Source organism: Acinetobacter legionensis (genome assembly GCF_048552295.1).
Lineage (GTDB): Bacteria > Pseudomonadota > Gammaproteobacteria > Pseudomonadales > Moraxellaceae > Acinetobacter.
In genome coordinates this window covers 20,233-38,995 of sequence record NZ_JBIMCW010000003.1, presented here as the reverse complement: position 1 = coordinate 38,995, position 18,763 = coordinate 20,233, and the positions used below count along the sequence as shown (strand labels likewise).

20 protein-coding genes are annotated in these 18,763 nt (G+C 38.6%); 5 read left to right on the top strand and 15 right to left on the bottom strand.

Going from position 1 to position 18,763, the window contains the following annotated elements:
• Nucleotides 1-67: 67 nt before the first annotated feature.
• The 5 genes from ACG916_RS03315 to ppx all read right to left on the bottom strand — a co-directional run bounded on the left by ACG916_RS03315 (nucleotide 68) and on the right by ppx (nucleotide 5,255).
• A complete protein-coding gene (locus ACG916_RS03315) occupies nucleotides 68-637 on the bottom strand; it encodes a YggT family protein (protein ID WP_004723028.1) in 570 nt (189 codons plus the stop codon).
• Nucleotides 638-663: 26 nt separating this feature from the next.
• Nucleotides 664-1,494, bottom strand: coding sequence for a pyrroline-5-carboxylate reductase (gene proC / locus ACG916_RS03310; protein ID WP_419328066.1), 831 nt, complete (start codon nucleotides 1,492-1,494; stop codon nucleotides 664-666).
• 15 nt (nucleotides 1,495-1,509) lie between these two features.
• Nucleotides 1,510-2,871, bottom strand: coding sequence for a tRNA lysidine(34) synthetase TilS (tilS, locus tag ACG916_RS03305; RefSeq protein ID WP_419328067.1), 1,362 nt, complete (start codon nucleotides 2,869-2,871; stop codon nucleotides 1,510-1,512).
• On the bottom strand, nucleotides 2,808-3,632 hold the full coding sequence (locus ACG916_RS03300) for an acetyl-CoA carboxylase carboxyltransferase subunit alpha (RefSeq protein WP_336953365.1): 825 nt from the start codon (nucleotides 3,630-3,632) through the stop codon (nucleotides 2,808-2,810). Before ACG916_RS03300 ends, tilS begins: the two co-directional genes overlap by 64 nt.
• A gap of 102 nt (nucleotides 3,633-3,734) precedes the next feature.
• Entirely contained in the window at nucleotides 3,735-5,255 is a 1,521-nt protein-coding gene (ppx, locus tag ACG916_RS03295) for an exopolyphosphatase (RefSeq protein ID WP_419328068.1), read from the bottom strand.
• Nucleotides 5,256-5,546: 291 nt separating this feature from the next.
• Here ppx and trxA point away from each other — a divergent pair, with 291 nt between their 5' ends.
• The 3 genes from trxA (at nucleotide 5,547) to ACG916_RS03280 (ending at nucleotide 8,127) form a co-directional block, all read left to right on the top strand.
• Nucleotides 5,547-5,873 (top strand): thioredoxin, encoded by a 327-nt coding sequence (gene trxA / locus ACG916_RS03290; RefSeq protein WP_004723035.1) that lies wholly within the window; start codon nucleotides 5,547-5,549, stop codon nucleotides 5,871-5,873.
• A gap of 344 nt (nucleotides 5,874-6,217) precedes the next feature.
• Nucleotides 6,218-7,486 carry a transcription termination factor Rho gene (gene rho, locus ACG916_RS03285; protein ID WP_336953367.1) on the top strand — a complete coding sequence of 423 codons (1,269 nt, stop codon included), beginning with the start codon at nucleotides 6,218-6,220 and terminating at the stop codon, nucleotides 7,484-7,486.
• Nucleotides 7,487-7,866: 380 nt separating this feature from the next.
• A complete protein-coding gene (locus ACG916_RS03280) occupies nucleotides 7,867-8,127 on the top strand; it encodes a hypothetical protein (RefSeq protein ID WP_419328069.1) in 261 nt (86 codons plus the stop codon).
• A gap of 551 nt (nucleotides 8,128-8,678) precedes the next feature.
• Here the strand turns inward: ACG916_RS03280 and ACG916_RS03275 are convergent.
• From ACG916_RS03275 to pheS, 3 genes are all read right to left on the bottom strand, one after another.
• Nucleotides 8,679-8,975 carry an integration host factor subunit alpha gene (locus tag ACG916_RS03275; RefSeq protein WP_004723042.1) on the bottom strand — a complete coding sequence of 99 codons (297 nt, stop codon included), beginning with the start codon at nucleotides 8,973-8,975 and terminating at the stop codon, nucleotides 8,679-8,681.
• Nucleotides 8,972-11,353 (bottom strand): phenylalanine--tRNA ligase subunit beta, encoded by a 2,382-nt coding sequence (gene pheT / locus ACG916_RS03270; protein ID WP_419328070.1) that lies wholly within the window; start codon nucleotides 11,351-11,353, stop codon nucleotides 8,972-8,974. Before pheT ends, ACG916_RS03275 begins: the two co-directional genes overlap by 4 nt.
• A gap of 131 nt (nucleotides 11,354-11,484) precedes the next feature.
• Nucleotides 11,485-12,465 carry a phenylalanine--tRNA ligase subunit alpha gene (pheS, locus tag ACG916_RS03265; protein WP_419328071.1) on the bottom strand — a complete coding sequence of 327 codons (981 nt, stop codon included), beginning with the start codon at nucleotides 12,463-12,465 and terminating at the stop codon, nucleotides 11,485-11,487.
• Nucleotides 12,466-12,682: 217 nt separating this feature from the next.
• Here pheS and ACG916_RS03260 point away from each other — a divergent pair, with 217 nt between their 5' ends.
• Nucleotides 12,683-13,711: a hypothetical protein gene (locus tag ACG916_RS03260; RefSeq protein WP_419328072.1), complete on the top strand. Its 1,029-nt coding sequence runs from the start codon at nucleotides 12,683-12,685 to the stop codon at nucleotides 13,709-13,711.
• Between the two features lie 44 nt (nucleotides 13,712-13,755).
• On the opposite strand, the gene ybiA is transcribed toward ACG916_RS03260, so the two are convergent.
• From ybiA to rpmI, 7 genes are all read right to left on the bottom strand, one after another.
• Nucleotides 13,756-14,304, bottom strand: coding sequence for a riboflavin biosynthesis intermediates N-glycosidase (ybiA, locus tag ACG916_RS03255; RefSeq protein WP_419328073.1), 549 nt, complete (start codon nucleotides 14,302-14,304; stop codon nucleotides 13,756-13,758).
• Nucleotides 14,301-14,801 carry a GNAT family N-acetyltransferase gene (locus tag ACG916_RS03250; RefSeq protein WP_419328074.1) on the bottom strand — a complete coding sequence of 167 codons (501 nt, stop codon included), beginning with the start codon at nucleotides 14,799-14,801 and terminating at the stop codon, nucleotides 14,301-14,303. Before ACG916_RS03250 ends, ybiA begins: the two co-directional genes overlap by 4 nt.
• A gap of 308 nt (nucleotides 14,802-15,109) precedes the next feature.
• Nucleotides 15,110-15,640, bottom strand: a complete 531-nt coding sequence (locus ACG916_RS03245; RefSeq protein ID WP_419330041.1) for a P-loop NTPase family protein — start codon at nucleotides 15,638-15,640, stop codon at nucleotides 15,110-15,112.
• A 97-nt stretch (nucleotides 15,641-15,737) separates the two neighbouring features.
• Nucleotides 15,738-15,935 (bottom strand): hypothetical protein, encoded by a 198-nt coding sequence (locus tag ACG916_RS03240; RefSeq protein ID WP_336953373.1) that lies wholly within the window; start codon nucleotides 15,933-15,935, stop codon nucleotides 15,738-15,740.
• Nucleotides 15,936-16,070: 135 nt separating this feature from the next.
• Nucleotides 16,071-16,448 (bottom strand): hypothetical protein, encoded by a 378-nt coding sequence (locus ACG916_RS03235; protein WP_419328075.1) that lies wholly within the window; start codon nucleotides 16,446-16,448, stop codon nucleotides 16,071-16,073.
• 226 nt (nucleotides 16,449-16,674) lie between these two features.
• Nucleotides 16,675-17,034: a 50S ribosomal protein L20 gene (gene rplT / locus ACG916_RS03230; protein ID WP_004723060.1), complete on the bottom strand. Its 360-nt coding sequence runs from the start codon at nucleotides 17,032-17,034 to the stop codon at nucleotides 16,675-16,677.
• Between the two features lie 11 nt (nucleotides 17,035-17,045).
• Nucleotides 17,046-17,240 carry a 50S ribosomal protein L35 gene (gene rpmI, locus ACG916_RS03225; RefSeq protein ID WP_002054552.1) on the bottom strand — a complete coding sequence of 65 codons (195 nt, stop codon included), beginning with the start codon at nucleotides 17,238-17,240 and terminating at the stop codon, nucleotides 17,046-17,048.
• 224 nt (nucleotides 17,241-17,464) lie between these two features.
• On the opposite strand from rpmI, the gene ACG916_RS03220 reads away from it, so the two are divergent.
• Nucleotides 17,465-18,715: an MFS transporter gene (locus tag ACG916_RS03220; RefSeq protein WP_419328076.1), complete on the top strand. Its 1,251-nt coding sequence runs from the start codon at nucleotides 17,465-17,467 to the stop codon at nucleotides 18,713-18,715.
• Nucleotides 18,716-18,763 lie beyond the last annotated feature (48 nt).

The window sequence follows — 18,763 nt, the reverse complement described above, 5'->3', positions numbered from 1 at the left end:
ATATTATATTTTTAATACTCACAAAAAAAGGACTCTATTGAGTCCTTTTGCTATTTAAACTGGTAAGTTAAAGGCCTGTTAACAACGCAATCGCAGCATAATCCATAACTTTTTCAGCAATGATCAATGCCAAAATCGCTAGAATTGGAGAAAGATCAATCATTCCCATATTTGGCATGATACGGCGGAACGGCGCCAATAATGGCTCAGCAAGCTCTTGAATCACTTCAATATAAGGTGATCTCGACTGGGTAAACATCACCACCCAACTAAGAATAATGGTCGCAAAAATTAAATAGCGACAAAAACGAATCAGGTCTTGGATCATGGTTACAAAAGTTAGAATGATCAAATGTACAGGACTATTAGGTATTGCACCTTGCAAGTACATCATTCCAAAAATCTTAAGCAGATATAACACCACCAGCAAAACTAATGCAGCTGTATTTACTCGCCCTTTGGCTAAAGGCGGAAAAATTCGACCAAACATATCCACAATTTTTGTCGCTTTGACTGTCGACATCACCACTGGATTGTATGGACTCACCATGGCCAATTGCATTAAAAAACGAAAGAATACGAGCAAAATCGCTACGTTAATAATAATGCCAAAAATTTGCGCAGAATTTGCACCCATACTGGAACGTTCCTAAAAATCAATAATTATTTAATGCTGTCACTTAATTCTTGAGCCAGTTCCTGACTACGCTTCTGCGCAGCAGCTAAAGCTGTCTGAATATTTTGAGAAATTTGAGCACGATCAAATACTTCTAAAGCAGCTTGTGTAGTACCGTTTGGAGAAGTCACATTTTTACGCAATTCCGATGGCGCATTTGAGCTGGTAATTGCCATTTGTGCTGCACCAAGTGCTGTCTGTAAAGTTAAAGCGGTCGCAACCTTTTCATCTAAACCCATATTTTTTCCAGCGCGAATCATGCTTTCCATCATATAGAAGAAATATGCAGGACCTGAACCAGAAACAGCAGTCACAGCATCAATTTGCGCTTCAGAAGTCACCCAGATCGTTAAACCTGTCGAAGCAAGTACTTGTGTTGCCAATTCGCGGTCTTTAGCACTGACCTCTTCTTGAGCAAAAATACCATGTGCACCAGTTTGAACCAAAGCAGGTGTATTCGGCATAACACGAACAATACGCTCACTACCCGTTAAGTCTGAAATTGTTTGAATTTCAGCACCTGCAACAATTGAGATCAATAATTTATCTTCGAGTAAACCTTTTAATGGTTTAAGCACTCCACCCAAAACTTGAGGTTTTACAGCAAAAACAACGATATCGGCGTTTTTAATTGCTGCGATATTATCATCAGTCACATGCACATCTTTTTCTTGTAGCAATTGTCGAATATTTTCAAAGGGGTCAGAAACTGTAATACGTGTTGCAGGTAATCCACGACTCAACAAGCCACCGATTAGGGCTTGTGCCATATTCCCACCACCAATAAAAGTAATATTACAATTTAACGCTGCACTCATGAATCACGCTCGACCTTAGTTTTTTAACTCAGAGATTAAATTTGGTTGCCATCCACCCACTTCACAATATTCAGATTGCGCCAACCAAAAACCATTTGGTGTAAACACACCAAGCATAACATTATCTACACTTAATATTTGAATTGTATGACGCATCCACGGAAAAATATGTGCTTCTTGAATAGCTTTTTTCAAAGGCCAAGCACCTACTCTGCCATAAAGATGAATTTTTTCACCACCTAAACGCGGCTTTAATGTTAGCTTATGATTGAACAGTGCAAAAGCCAGGCCCATTTTAGAGCTTTCGATCTGAAACACACCAGATGTGAATTGTAGTTGTTGATGAAGCTGAAATTGAACTTCCTGTTCTTGAGGCAATTGTTTAGATTTTGACGCTAAATATTGGTTTTGCTCAATTCGGTAAAGCTGATTTTGATAGCGTAAATAATAAAAATGATTCCAATGTAAAGCGGCTTGCGCATCTGTCTTAGATTCAATTACCTCATCTTGTAGCCTTTGCACCATGTCCAAAGCTGGGCGATATGTCCCTTCACCTTTCATCCACATTGAGAGAAGTTGCCGCTGTCTAGCAGGGGAAAGTGATGCCAATTTGGCTAAATCCAATTGTGTAGGATGACCACAGAACTTTAAATCCTGCTGTACTACCTCATTGAGAATTTCATCAGCATCTTGCATTAAAAAGCTAGTACGTGCCAATGCTTGCTGCATTTTAGGATAACGACTTTGCAAAATATGCCAAAGTTCATGTCTACACCATGCACGGTCATAATGTATATCTAAATTAGAAGGATCATCCACATAATCGATTTTCAGTTGCTCAACCCATTGGCAAATCTGCTCACGGGAAGTATCAAGTAAAGGCCGCCAGATCAGCAATTGATCGCGCTGATCGATGGATTGCATTGCTGATAGACCTGTAACCCCCGCACCTGACAACAAGCGTAACATTAACGTTTCGGCCTGATCTTGCTGATGGTGAGCAAGAACCAATACCTCATTTTTATCTATATGCTGAAAATAAGCCTGATAACGCACTTCACGTGCTTGATTCTCAAGATTGCCTTGAGCGACTTGAACTGGCTGAAGAATATAAGGAATATTAAGCGTTGTACATTGTTGAGCAACAAAATCAGCCCACTCATCACTGACTTTTTGCAGTTGATGGTTGACATAAATTGCACGAATTCGCTCAGGAAAAAGCTGTGCCAGCAGATGTAGCAATAGCATGGAATCCATACCGCCGCTACATCCGATTAAGAAACGGGTATCTTCAGGAAATTGAGAATACTGTTTTAAGAAGCAAGACCTAAATTGTTGCTGCCAAACTTCATTAAACGTTGATAACGTGCTTCGCATCGTTCTTCCGCAGTCATTGGCTGTAATTCATCAAGCGCTTGTTTTAACACATCCTTAAGTTTTTCCATAACCTCAAAAGGATGCAAATGAGCGCCATCACCCTCATCAACCACATATTCAACAATGCCAATTTCTTTCAGTTTATTGGCAGTTAATGCAAGTGCTTCACTGGCTTGTTCAGCTTTATCCGCAGTTTTCCATAGAATCGATGCACAACCCTCAGGAGAAATCACAGAATAGATACTGTGCGAAAGCATAATGACGCGATCAGCAACACCAATCCCCAAAGCACCACCAGAACCGCCTTCACCCAAAACTGTCGCAATCACTGGCACTTTAAGGCTTGAAAGTTGCGCCAAACTTGTTGCAATTGCTTCCGCTTGACCACGCTCTTCAGCACCAATACCAGGGTATGCCCCCATCGTATCGATAAAAGTAAATACAGGAAGGTTAAAGCGTTCCGCCATATCAAGTAAGCGTTGAGACTTTCTGTACCCTTCAGGATTACACATCCCAAAGTTATGCTGTAATTTTTCACGCGTACTACGACCACGGTGTTGACCCACAACCATCACTGGTAGACCGTTAAAACGGGCCAAACCACCCACCATTGCACCATCATCACCATATAGACGATCACCATGCAAGGTATCAAATTCAGTAAAGATTTCGCCTACGTAATCCAAAAATTGCGGACGCTCAGGGTGACGTGCAATTTGAACCGTTTTCCAAGCTTGAGATTGAGCAGCTTTATTTTTCATAAGTCGAGTATTATCCCTAATTCACCGATGGATTACGCATCGGAAGTTTAGGTTTAAGTGATATGAAATGATTGATCATTCCATCATCACAAAACCTTTAAGTTAATCGATAAACTGTTCCGACTGAATATTCAATTCAATGTCCCAATGCTTAAATTGCACTTGCTCATCATGCAAATCTGCAACCAGCAATGGCCATTGTTTGGCATCACCAGAAACGCTGAGTTGCCATTGTTGCTCATTCTCTACCGCCAATTCAATGGCAGGAAGCATCTCATCGCTACGACTATGATTCAGTAAAACAGCAAGACGGAGTAACAAACACAAGTACACAAGCTTGTTGCCGCCCACTTTTAGCACTTCTACTTTGGCATCTACTCGCAATTTACGACGATGATGAGCGACCAAATGTGACAAATGGTTTTGATCAATTTGTGAAAAACCTGGAATGTCTGAATGTTGTAATAAGTAAGCACTGTGTTTTTGATAACCACTATGGCTAATGGCTAAGCCCATCTCATGCAAATAAGCAGCTCGACGCAAAAGATCACTATCATCACTGTTTAAATTTAATGTACTGGCCACGGCATTAAACAAATGTTGTGCTGTTTCTACGACACGCTCAGCTTGTTTTGCATCTGCACCATAGCGTCCCATCATTGCCTGTACACTACGATCCCGAATATCTTCATGTTGGAAACGGCCTAATAAGTCATACATTACACCTTCACGTAATGCCCCATCAGAATATACCAGCTTATCAATATTCAAGACTTCAAAAACAGCATAAAGGATCGCTAAACCCGCAGGTAATACAGCTCGACGGTCTTCTTTTAAGCCTTCAAACTCCATATCTGAAATATTTTTAAATTTCAGCAATTTATCTTTTAACTTTTCTAAACCTTCTCGAGTAAGATTTTCTTGCTCATCACTCCAGCCCATATTGACAGCAATTTGACGACACGCTTTGATAGTTCCACTAGAACCGACCACAGTATCCCAACCCGCAGCTTTATAGGTATTTGCAATCGAAGACAATTCTTTTCGTGCAGCAACCACAGCTTTATCAAAAGCCTTGTTATTAATATCGCCCTCGGCAAAATAGGCTTTAGTAAAAGCAACACAGCCCATTTGTAAAGATTCGGTATGAATCGGCTCAAACTCTTCACCAATAATCAATTCAGTAGATCCACCACCAATATCGATCACCAGACGACGACCACTATTGGCCATAGTATGCGATACACCCAAGTAAATAAGTCGAGCTTCTTCTCGTCCCGCAATAATTTCGATGGGTTTTGGCAGGATCTCAGCTGCTTTTTGAATAAATTCATGCCCATTTTTAGCTTGACGTAGCGCATTTGTCGCTACAATTCTGAGGCGAGTGGGCTGTACTGAACTTAAACGTCCAACAAAACGCGCTAAGCAAGCCAAGCCTCGTTGCTGTGCAGCTTCAGTTAAGTTTTTATTTTCATCTAATCCAGCCGCAAGCTGAACCTTTTCTGACATAGAAGCAACTTTCTTAACTTCACCATGATCCACACGAGCAATTGCCAAATGGAAACTATTTGACCCCATATCAATCGCGGCAAGTAATTCTTCATCAATCAAAAAATCAGACATTATTTATACAAACTCATACTGAATTGTTGCTTAGATTAATTCACATACACGCTTTTTAAAAGCCATTTATTTAGACAATTTGATGAGTCATTATTTTTTCAGCATATATGACAATTATGTGACAGTTTCACTGATTTTCTAAAGATCCGATTGTAAATATCGTGAGCATCAATTGGACAAACTCACAAATTAGAATGAAAATTTAAGCATCCCCCTACATTGTTAAAGATGACTATGTAATACTTATATCCATAGATAGATTCATCTTTAAAATATTTTGGAGCAAAATCCATGTCTGGCAATATCGTAAATACCACTGATGACAACTTTGATGCAGATGTACTTCAATCTGATATCCCTGTAATCGTAGATTTCTGGGCTGGCTGGTGTGCACCGTGTAAAGCGATTGCACCCGTTCTTGAAGTACTTTCAACTGAATTTGAAGGTAAAGTTAAAATCGTTAAAGTTGATGTGACTGCATGTGAAGCAACTGCGGTCAACTATAACATTCGTAACATTCCAGCGTTATTGATGTTCAAAAATGGTGAAGTTGTTGCTCAACAGATTGGTGCAGTGCCAAAATCTAAATTAACTGCATTCATTGAAGAAAATATTTAATTTGCTGAATTTATACATTATTTGTATAAATCTAGGAAAATGAGAAATACGCTTGATTTTCTAGCGTATTTTTTTTCGACTATAATTTGACAAACTTGTTGATCTAACTTATATTCCATGCTCAAGGAACATTAGGATTCTCTTCCTGTTTCTTAAAGGACAACACATAAGATCGCCGTTCGGCAACAGAAATTGTTTTACATATTTCTCCTCGAAAGAACTACATAGATTCTGAGTTTGTTTTTGTGTCTATACAACTTCAACTCACCTATTACACTGCTGGCGACTTTTGCTTCTTTTCTCTTTATCTGTGTTCCACACATCCTTATTCAATCTGACCATTTATGAATTTAACTGAACTCAAGAAAAAACCGATCGGCGAACTCATTAAAATTGCTGAGTTTATGGGCCTTGAAGGAATGGCTCGTAATCGTAAGCAAGACATCATTTTTGCCATCCTCAAACGCCATGCAATGAATGGCGAAGAAATTTTTGGTGATGGTGTTCTTGAAATTTTGTCTGATGGTTTCGGCTTTTTACGTTCCGCTGCAGGTTCTTATCTTGCAGGTCCGGATGATATCTATGTTAGTCCTTCACAAATTCGTCGTTTCAATCTACGAACGGGTGATACGATTACAGGTACGATTCGCCCACCTAAAGAAGGTGAACGCTACTTTGCATTATTAAAAGTTAATCAAATTAACTATGACACTCCTGAAAACTCACGCAATAAAATTTTATTTGAAAACCTCACACCACTTTTCCCAACTGAGCAATTGGTTATGGAATTGGGTAATGGTTCTTCTGAAGATTTGACAGCGCGTGTAGTGGACTTAGTTGCACCCATTGGTAAAGGTCAACGTTCAATTATCGTAGCACCGCCAAAAGCGGGTAAAACAATGTTATTACAGAACATTGCTCAATCTATTGTGCGTAATAATCCTGAATGCTTCTTGATTGTACTTTTGATCGACGAACGTCCTGAAGAAGTAACCGAAATGGAACGTACTGTGCGTGGTGAAGTTGTTGCATCAACATTTGATGAATCTCCAGCTCGCCATGTCCAAGTTGCTGAAATGGTGATTGAAAAAGCCAAACGTCTGGTAGAGCACAAAAAAGATGTTGTAATCTTACTTGACTCAATTACACGTTTAGCACGTGCTTATAACACGGTTGTTCCTTCATCTGGCAAGGTACTTACGGGCGGTGTTGATGCACATGCCTTAGAACGCCCTAAACGTTTCTTTGGTGCTGCACGTAATATCGAAGAAGGCGGTTCTCTCACCATTATTTCTACCGCCTTGATTGAAACAGGCAGTAAAATGGATGAAGTGATCTACGAAGAATTCAAAGGTACAGGTAACCAAGAAATCATTCTTGATCGCCGTATTGCTGAAAAACGCGTCTTCCCAGCAATGAATATCAAAAAATCGGGTACGCGTCGTGAAGAGCGTCTCATGAACGAAGAAAATCTGCGTAAAGTATGGATTCTTCGTAAACTTCTTCATCCTATGGATGAATTAGTGGCGATGGAATTCTTATTAGATCGAATGAAAGAAACCAAAACAAATGATGATTTCTTTGATCAAATGAAACGTAAAGCTGCAAACTAATTCGATAAGTATTTAAAAAGGCTACTTTAATAGTAGCCTTTTTATTTGGTTGACATTATTTACATAAATATACAATCACCGAGTCTCAACGTTACAAAACATTGCAAATATTTAAATATATAAATTACGGACCAATATTTTTTATATTTATTAATAGCTTATTTATCAACAAACCAATCTAAAAGTGCAACTTGATTGTAAAATACTGTTAAAAAAACATCACTTTTTCATCAATTTGGTCAGTTTTTTTAAGATTAACAGTAGCAATTCAAAATGCGCAGTGATAGCATATTCGCATACCAGTTAGACTGCTCATGCAAAAAGCAAAAAACAGGCTAACTTGGGTTTTTTGTCTCAATTAAATTTATGAGAGTGATGCCATGTTATTCAAAAAAATCGCTATTGCTGCTGCAGTTGCTACTACTTTAGCTTTCGTTGGTTGTGCTAAAAAAACTGAAGAAGCTGCTGCTGACGCAAATGCTGCTGCTTCTCAAGCTGTAGAAGCTGCTTCTGAAGCTACTGCTGCTGTTGACGCTGCTGCTGCATCTGCTACTGATGCTGCTGCTGACGCTACTGCTGCTGCATCTGATGCTACTGCTGCTGCATCTGATGCTACTGCTGCTGCTTCAGCTGCTCAATAATAATCGCTTAGATTGTTATCAAGAAAAGAGAACCTTTTAGGTTCTCTTTTTTTTGCTATATTTTTTGTTAAAATTGGATTAATCATAAACAAGCCATATCACCTTCAAGTTAAACCTCTTTAGACCGTACTAACACGAATCCCTTAGAACTATATTTTACTTTTATTATCATCCTTTAAAATAACCGATCTAATCGGATAATCTTAGCCAACACTATAATATTTTTACTTATTTGTGTTTTTACAAAGACGCTTAGAGTTTTCTCAGATTAAAGTTATTAGCCATAAGAGCTTTGCTTATCAACAATTGCAACACATTCCCCCGCCTTGTTTTAACTAAAACTTCGTCTACGTAAAAATCCAGTTGATCATTTAATATTATGATAAAACGATATCAATCCTTGTCACAATCATTCCAACAAAGCTAGTTTATACAACTCTAGCGGCATTTATTTTTGCAATAAAAAAACCCCAAGCATATTGCTCAGGGTTTTTATCTTACAAAACTTTTTAGATTACAGAGCTTTCATCTTACGACATAAAGAGCACCAATTAATCTTCTTGTTCTGTTCCCACACGTTGTCTAAATTTTTGACCTGCACGGAATGTTACAACACGGCGTGCTGAGATTGGAATTTCTTCTCCAGTTTTAGGATTTCGACCTGGACGTTGACGTTTGTCACGTAGCTCAAAATTTCCGAAACCTGAAAGTTTAACTTGTTCACCTGCAATTAATGCTTGGCTAATCTCGTCAAAGAACAACTCGACCATTTGTTTTGCTTCACGACGGTTTAAACTCGTAAGCTCACTTAAATGATCAGCCATTTCTGCTTTTGTTAATGCTGTCATGAGGCCCTCAATGTCGCTTGATAAGTGTCTTCTAACACTTGAATAATATGATCCATACCGGATTTAATCTCAGCATCTTCGAGTGTACGTGATGGATGTTGCCATAACAATGCAAATGCCAATGAGCGTTTACCTTGTTCAACACCTTGCCCTGTATACACATCAAATAACCAAGTAGAGTCTAAAAGCTCTCCACCCGTTTTTTCGATAAGTTGCTGAATTTCACTAACATTAATCTTATCACTAATTACAAGCGCAATATCACGTCTAACCGATGGAAATCGTGATAATTCTGTAAAATTAGATACATAAGTTTGCAAAACAGCCGATTGGTCGAGCTCTGCGATCCAAGTTGTGCTCAAATCCAGTGCATTTTCCAAAGATGGATGTAGACGACCTAAATAACCTACTGATTTACCATCCACGAGAATTTCCGCAGACTGACCTGGATGTAACCATTCACGATCAGAACGAACATATTCAACTTGAACACGTCCAGCTGCTAAAATTTCTTCGACCTCGCCTTTGAGATCAAAGAAATCCATAACTTGAGCTTTTCCATGCCAAGATTCAATTTGTTTTGATCCTACGGCAATCATAGCCAAAGTTGGAATCTGTTTCAAATCTTCTATACTTTTCGCGTTTTGATAATCAAAACGTAGCCCTAGCTCAAAGAAACGTACACGACTTTGTTGACGATTGATATTGTACTGAACACACGGAATTAAGCTTGAAAGAAGAGTTGAACGCATTACCGCCAAGTCACTTGAAATGGGATTTGCAAGCGCCAATGGATTTACTTGTGAATTCAATTGTTTTTCAAGTTTTAAATCTGCAAAACTAAAACTAATTGCCTCTTGATAACCGAGTGTTACTAACGTTTGACGTAATTGAGTCAGTTCAAATTGATCCTGATGTTGAGCAAGTTTTACATCAATCACTGGCAGACTAATTTGAATATTGTCATAACCATGTATACGCGCAACTTCTTCAATTAAATCTTGATAAATTGCCATATCGTAACGGTGTGATGGGGGAACAACAATCCATTCACCTTCAGCTTTTACAGTCACATTACAACCTAAACGTTGCAGTGCATCTGTAATAAATACAGTAGGAACTTGATAACCTAGCAATTGATCGACTTGCGCTTGATTCAATTCAATTGCTTCACGTTTAGGCAATAATTCAGTTTTTTCAGATACGGTAATTGGACCGAAATCACCACCTGCAAGGGCTTGAATCAATTGTGAAGCGCGTTGCATTGCAATCATAGGCAATTCAAAATCCACACCACGTTCATAGCGTTGTGACGCATCTGTATGCAAACCATAACGGCGTGCACGACCTGCGATATGTAATGGTGCAAAGAATGCAGACTCAAGGAAAATCTCAGTGGTTTCATCTGTAACAGATGAAGACAAACCACCCATGATGCCTGCGATCGCCAATGCTTTTACATCATCTGCAATCACCATAACATCTTCGGTCAATTCAATTTCTTGTTCATTTAACAAAACAAGCTTTTCATTTGCACTTGCCTGACGCACATGCACTGAACCTTGAACCTCATCACCATCAAACGCATGCAACGGTTGACCAAGTTCCATAAGTACATAGTTGGTAATATCAACAAGAATACTGTGTTGACGAATACCTGAACGTGCTAAAGCTTGCTCCATCCACTCGGGCGTAGGTGCTTTGGTATTTACATTTTTAATTACACGGCCTAAGTAACGAGGACAACCATCCGTTGTCACAACAACTTGCTTCTGGTCAGCAAGCGTAGCAGCAACGTCTTGGATCTCAGGTGCGGTTACAGGTAATTGGTTAATTACACCAATTTCACGCGCCACCCCACGAATACTAAAGCAATCACCACGGTTTGGCGTGATGCTGATATCGATAACATGATCATCAAGATTTAAATATTCTCGAATATTTGTGCCTACAGGTGCATCAGTAGGAAGTTCTAACAGTCCATCAATTTTATCTTCAAGGTCAATTTCTGAAGCGCCACAGAGCATTCCTTGTGATTCAACACCACGAAGTTTGCCTTTTTTAATTTTAAAATCACCTGGGAGTACTGCACCAATGGTTGCAACTGGTGCTTTCATACCAACACGTACATTTGGTGCACCGCATACGATTTGCAAAGGTTCGCCCGAGCCAATATTCACCGTGGTGACACGTAAACGATCTGCATCAGGATGCTGTACAACAGTTAAAACCTCACCAATCACCACACCTGTAAATGGTTTAGCTGCGGGAACTAGTTCATCAACCTCGAGTCCCAACATGGTCAGTTGATCAGACAAAGTATCGCTATCAATTGCAGGGTTGACCCATGTGCGAAGCCAATTTTCGCTAATTTTCATTTCTAAAACCTATATTCAATATCTATGAATTCCTCTCTGACTCTTTTTTAAAAAGAATCAGAACCCTTCGTCTCGTTATCTTGGACATCCCCTCTCCTCATTAGGAGAGGTCAGGGAGAGGTATAAATTTGTTAAGCAAATTGGCGTAAAAAACGCACATCGTTTTGGTAAAACATACGCAAATCATTGATGCCATAACGCAACATTGCGAAACGCTCTACACCAAGACCAAATGCAAAGCCTTTGTATTTTTCAGGATCAATACCCGCAGCTTGTAGAACATTTGGATGCACCATACCGCAACCCAAAACCTCTAACCAACGGCCACGCTCATCCATAATATCCACCTCAGCACTTGGCTCTGTGAATGGGAAATAAGACGGACGGAAGCGTACTTTTAAATCTTTCTCAAAAAATTCATTTAGCAGATTAATCAACAAACCTTTTAATTCTGCGAAGCTGGTATTTTCAGCAACGTATAAACCTTCGATTTGATGAAACATTGGAGAATGGGTTTGATCTGAGTCACAGCGATAGACACGCCCTGGACAAACGATACGAATCGGTGGTTGCGAGTTTTCCATTGTGCGTACTTGTACACCTGAGGTATGGGTACGTAGCAAATGGTTTGCATCAAAGTAAAACGTATCATGCATCGCACGTGCAGGATGATGTCCTGGAATATTCAATGCTTCAAAATTGTGATAATCATCTTCAACTTCTGGCCCTGTCGCAACAGTAAAACCCGCTTTGGTAAAGAATTGACAAATACGTTCTTGAACCTGAGTAACAGGATGAATACTTCCTACAGCTTGCCCACGTCCAGGCAAAGTAATATCGATTGTTTCACTTGCTAGCTTTAATTCTAATTCAGCTTTCTGTAATTCAGTTTGGCGTTCAATCAACGCTGTACTGATCGCTTCACGTACTGCATGAATTGCAGCACCCTGAACTTTACGCTCTTCAGGGTCCATTTTACCAAGTGCCTTAGATTGTTCCGCAAGCTGGCTTTTTTTCCCTGTAAATTGCACTCGTACTTGGTCGAGTGTAGTCAGGTCTTGAGCTGCTGCAATCGCAGCGAGCGCTTCAGTGGTCAGGGCTTCCAGTGACATAGTAACTCTCAAAGCAATATTTTAGAAAAATAATATAACTCTATATTCTAACAGTTTTTATGCAGTCGAATGAAGTTTCCGCTTTACAAAAAATACGATTAGTCACAACTTATTCTAAATAATTTGTATATTTCCCTGTTTGATTCCTGTTGAAATGCTAGAACTTTGATTTATAAAAAGTATAAAATGGATTTAATGTCGCTGAGATCTATAAAAAATGGCACTCGATCAAATCTGGAAACGTCAACTTACACTCGTCACTTATGGCAATGAGTATCTCACTCAAGGGATTAGTTTTTCTCGTTGGGTCAATCATGCCATTTTTAATCAGCATGCTTTTGGCTTCCGTGATTTAACCAACCAGCACCTATTGGCACAGCATTTTCAGATTTGGCTTGAAGGGCTGAAGAAACAAGGCGTGTATCGACTCAGTCTACATAGCTCTAGTATTTTAAATGATGAACAAAATCCAAATGCCAATGTTGAACTGTTAGCCATCCCCCACTTTATTGTTAGCCATGATCAACAAAAGAAAACCGCATGGATTTTTGGTAAAGAATTGGCTGAATGGTATAGCGCAGACAATGATTACGAAGCACCTGAAACGCAACGTCCCAATTTACGTACCGAGATTTTTTGGCGATATAATCTGAATGCAAAATTAATTAAACGAATTGAACAAGATTTAGTTCAACCCAATTGGGATGATATTCAAGTTTATACAGACAGTGAATTGTTCGATACCCAATATGCCAAAGGTTTTCCAGAACCTGTAAATAAAGATTTACCTTATTATGGATTAGATGAAACGCTATATACCACCGAGGATACAAGTCTTAAACTTGCGCTGTTACCCACTGACTATCAAGCTGATTACGCACACGAAACCTTCTGTCGTATCGATGCATTAGAATGTTTTATTTCTGCAAAATTAAAGCATCCCTATGATGAAAATGAGCAAATCATTAGTCCTGAAGAGCAAATGAATTTGCGCCATTTCCTCCAAAAAGTTGAAGATTTAAAATCAAAATTTATTGTTAAAGTTGCAAATCATTATAAATCTGCACGCTTAACGCCAAAACAAATTGCTTCGCCTTTTGACATGCATGACAATATCAAAATCGAGCAGCGTCAGGCTTTTAGCAACAAGACAAATCCTGAGCATAAACCAGGTAAAACAGGTGTTTTTGCATTAATTATTGTGACCATTTTAATCTGCCTTGCAGCTTATTATTTTGGACTATAATGTCTTATCTATTTGATAAAATGAATCTTAAAAAGAAAGCAACATTAAAGTTGCTTTCTCACTTCCATTAAGGCGAAACCCAAAAGATTTAAACCTTGCCATGCGTTTGGATTTGTCGCATTAACATGATCTGCTGCAAGTCCAATCCCCCAAATTTGATCTACAGGCGAGGCTTCAACAATGATCTGATCTGAGGTACTCAGTAGAAACGCTTTAAGATCATTGTCTTGAGAAAACTTAGCCAAATTACCTTGAACCACAATTTCATAACGATGAGCAATCCAAATCTCATCTTGATAATTTTTGACCAAACGACCTAATGCTTTTATTTTCTTAGGATCGTCTGTTTGTAAAATTTTCTGAAAAATATTCTCGTCATTAAATAGTTTGGCTTTCTGCGCCATCATATACTGTTCTGTACTTTGATAATTGACACCTTCAATTTCAAATTTTGCAGGAAACCATTGACTTAAACAGCTCTTGTCTATTTTTCCAGAAGTCTTTTGACTATGCCCCCAAAAACACAAATAACTATACTTTTGCCCGTTCTTTACTTGTTCTTGTAAAGTTGTTAAAAATTGAGAATCACTCATTTTATTGTCCTATGATTAATATCCCACTGATACGATACTTCTGTTATGCCATCACCATAATCAGAAAGAATCTCCTCTCCAAGTACATTTCCCCCTAATTTCTCATAGAAATGACGGCTTGGATTTTTATTGATCACGCCCAAGCGAATAAATTGATAATGCTTAGCTTGAGCATATTGATAAAAGCGCTCAAACATCTCACGACCAACACCTTGTTTTTGAATTTTCTTTAATAAATAAAAAGCATTAATTTCTGCGATATTATGCGTTGTATTAAAATAACCACTTAGAAAACCAACAATTTGGCCATCTTGCTCATATACCAGTACATGGTGATCTTGATGCGAAAAAATCTGTTGCCAAAGCTGTACTCGCTTTTCGATATCTGCGCGATCTATAATTTCTTGCTTAATCATACCAGTATAGGTTTCATTCCAGCTTTGCAAATGTACTTCAGCAATCTGCTGAGCATCACCTATAACAGCTAATCGAATCATATCATCCTCATTTAATTGGGACTTATCTCGAAACCAAACTTTATACCCTTCAAAAAATTAGGTAAAAAACTTTTTTATATTGTTTAATCTTACATGTTTGTATCTGTCGCGCGATGTCATGGATATCAGCAACGGGGAAATTACTGCACATACCCCACCCAATCCAAGATGTTTATCACTTTGTATGCTAAGTAAAAACACAGCTTTCTGTAGAGCAACTTAAGATATCAGCTACACAAATATATTCAATCAATACATGGTATAGCAAGATAAGTTAACTTTTAGAGGCACTAGTGAGTTATGACGCGTCAAATAGACGCTAAAAATTGATCAATATCTTTTCGCGATTTTAAATGGATAAATCGAATATGTGAATATTGAGGATCATTCATCATCGTTATATATTGCTGACGATTTTTTTGATGCGTTTTAATCATCCACCAAATAATCGAATCACGACTAAACATTTTACCAAAATTTTCACGATTATTTGAACTCTCCCAAAGTCTGTTTCTAAAAATAGCACGGCGAACAGCTCGTTGTATGGATTGGTAAAGATTGATGTAAAAAGGAATATCTAACCAAATTACGGTATCGATATCTTGCCATTTGATATGCGTGGTTCGCGTATAATTACCATCGATGACAAAGCCAGATTTAGCTTGATCTAATTTGGTCTGAATTTTCTGAAAAAATATAGTATCGGTAGACTCTTGCCAATCATCCAACCAAAATAAATCATCCATTTCAATGTAGATGAGTTTTAATTTTTGAGCCAATTTTATTGAAAATGTTGTTTTTCCTGACGCAGAAGTCCCCACGACATTGATGCGTTTCATAGATTTAAGAACTCTCTAGAAATAAAAAGTAGCCAAACAAGCTACTTTAAATCACGCAACAACCCACTCATGATTCAATCATTTTAGATGATGTATATCAAAATAAGGGGCGTATGGTGAGTATCACTTTATGTTCATTTGCATGTTGATTGATATAATGCTCCACTGCTGTGACTTCACCTTTAACTTCAGCATCTGCACCATACATCACTTTTAAAACTTCCCCAACTCTGGGTAATAATTGCAACTCAACTTCAATTGCACCTTGTTGTAAACCTTCAATCTCAACACGCATATCTGCTCCATCATTTTCTATTGTTCATTGTTCTACTCTATGCGAGCTATTTCTAAAACAATAATGCTTTCACGTTGATATTGTGTAATGTGTATGCAAAGTTATTTGATTGTTTAAATCATTCACAAGGCCTGCTCAATCATCATAATCCAAATTATCCTCATCAATATTGATAAAATTTGCTGGTGGTGTAATTTCAAACCTGATGGCTTTAATCGTAAGATGATTGAGTAATTTTGCTTTTGCCACACGATGCATACCATCCATCACCTTGCCATCAGCAGATAGAATAATTGGATAACTTAAATCTGCCTGCTGTATCAATTGAAAATGTTCAATCATTTGCTGTGTTGTTGGATGTGTATCTGGAAACCAATACGCTTCATTGAGTTCTTGTATATTAGACAATAGAACTTCATCGATTGGGAAGTCTTGGCTCAGTTCAACTAGCTGATGTACATCCCAAATATAAGTGTCTTCACCAACTTGGCGAAAATGATATTGTTTACGCATAAGACTAGATTCACAATTTGGTCAATTCAATGCCATAACAAAATAGTTAGAGCATTCATAATGACAGATTTTACTTCAACAGAAATTTCAATGATTAGTGCTGTATTTCAACAATCAAACTCAAAGGAAACTCAGCTCTAAAAGTTCCTGCAATAGTCTGAAAACAAACTTTTAGGTATAAAAAAGACCGCTATAAAAGCGGTCTTTTTTTAATCATCAAAGATGATTAAGCAGCTAATGCGCCTTTAGCTTTTTCAGCTAAAGCAGCAAATGCAACTGAGTCATGCATAGCGATGTCAGCAAGTACGCGACGGTCGATGATCACTTGAGCTTTTTTCAAGCCATCGATCATACGGCTGTACGACAAACCATTTTGACGAGCACCAGCATTGATACGCGCAATCCATAAAGCACGGAATTGACGTTTCTTTTGACGACGGTCACGGTAAGCGTATTGACCTGCTTTAATTACTGCTTGGAACGCTACACGATAAACACGTGAACGCGCGCCATAGTAACCTTTAGCACGAGCAAGAATTTTTTTATGACGGCGATGAGCCTGTACACCACGTTTTACACGAGCCATTTATAATCTCCTTAGATGTATGGGCACATACGACGAACTGAATTCATGTCACTTACGTGAACCATGACACAACCGCGCAATTGACGAATACGTTTAGCAGATTTTTTGGTCAAAATGTGGCGTTTGAACGCTTGTTTACGCTTGAAACCGTTAGCAGTCGCTTTGAAACGCTTAGCTGCACCACGGCGAGTTTTTAACTTAGCCATAACAACCTCTTTAAACACCTGTTCGGTACGTTCGCACCATTGCGACAACGACCTGCAGGTAAGGGAGGCAGTATTCTAAATCATCTCTGTACAAAACAAAAGCAAAACATCCAACAATTTCACATTTCTCCAATGTAATTTTCGATATAAATTTCACCTAGTTTTATAAGAAAAATCAGGATTAAATCTTTATAATCATCACATCATGATAAAACTGGACAGTTATGACCCCTGCACAGGATGCTTTTGCTGCGCTTCGCTATCGAGATTTCTCAATTGTTACCATCAATCAATTTTGTTTAACACTCGCAATTCTAATTCAAGAAATTATTGTTGCCTATTCACTCTATCAAATTACCAAAGACCCACTCACCTTGGGTCTGATTGGACTAGCAGAAGCAATCCCGTTTATTGCACTGTCGCTTTGGGGTGGTTATTTTGCAGACAAGCTGAATAAACAAACTATTATGAAAGTTTGCTTATTTTTCTCCTTCCCTTTGCCATTGGTGCTTTGGTGGTTATTTCACAGTTATGATCATGGGCAAATTGGTGTGACTACACTGTCTTGGGGGATTTATGCGGTTATTTTTGGTTTGGGTACCATCCGGGGGTTCTACAATCCATCAGCAACCTCGTTAAAACCATTTTTAATTCCTCGTGAACTGTATGCCAATGGTGCAACATGGACCACGATTGGATGGCAAAGTGGCGTCATTATTGGCCCAATGCTGGGTGGTTTTATGCTGGCAGGAATCGGTCGTGAAAACAGCTTACTATCGGTAGCGGTACTTTTATTTATTTGCTTCTGTCTGATTAACTTGTTAAAGAAGCGTACTTTTCCCACCATGGAACAAGACAATCTTTGGGGCAGTTTAAGTGAAGGCTTTCGCTTTATCTGGAAAACTAAAATTGTACTGTGGGCCATATCTTTAGATTTGGTTTCAGTCTTGTTTGGTGGTGTGATTGCCCTACTTCCTATTTTTGCAGAAGATATTCTTAAAGTAGGACCTGAAGGTTTAGGTTATTTACGTGCAGCCCCTTCTATTGGCGCGTTAATAACCATGATCGCTTTAACCAAATTTCCACCCACACATCATGCTTGGCGAAATATGCTGATTGCCGTTGCAGGTTTTGGGGTGTTTACCATTATTTTTGCATTCTCAAGCAACGTATGGCTTTCTTTATTTGCTTTGGCTATGACAGGTGCTTGTGACAGTATCTCAGTGGTTGTACGCCAAACCATTTTACAAGTTTACCCTCCTGAAAATATGCGTGGCCGTGTCGCCGCAGTGAATGGGATGTTTGTTTCATCGAGTAATGAATTGGGTGCATTTGAATCTGGGCTGGCTGCAAAATATTTAGGAACAATCACTGCCACAGTATTTGGTGGATGTATGACCTTGGCCGTCGTCGCAATAAGTTGGGTAAAAACCTCTGATTTATTTAAAGTAGACATTACCAAAGGCCAAGAGTAATGTGTTTGGCTGAATAAAAAACAGTAAAAAAATGCACCTTCGGGTGCA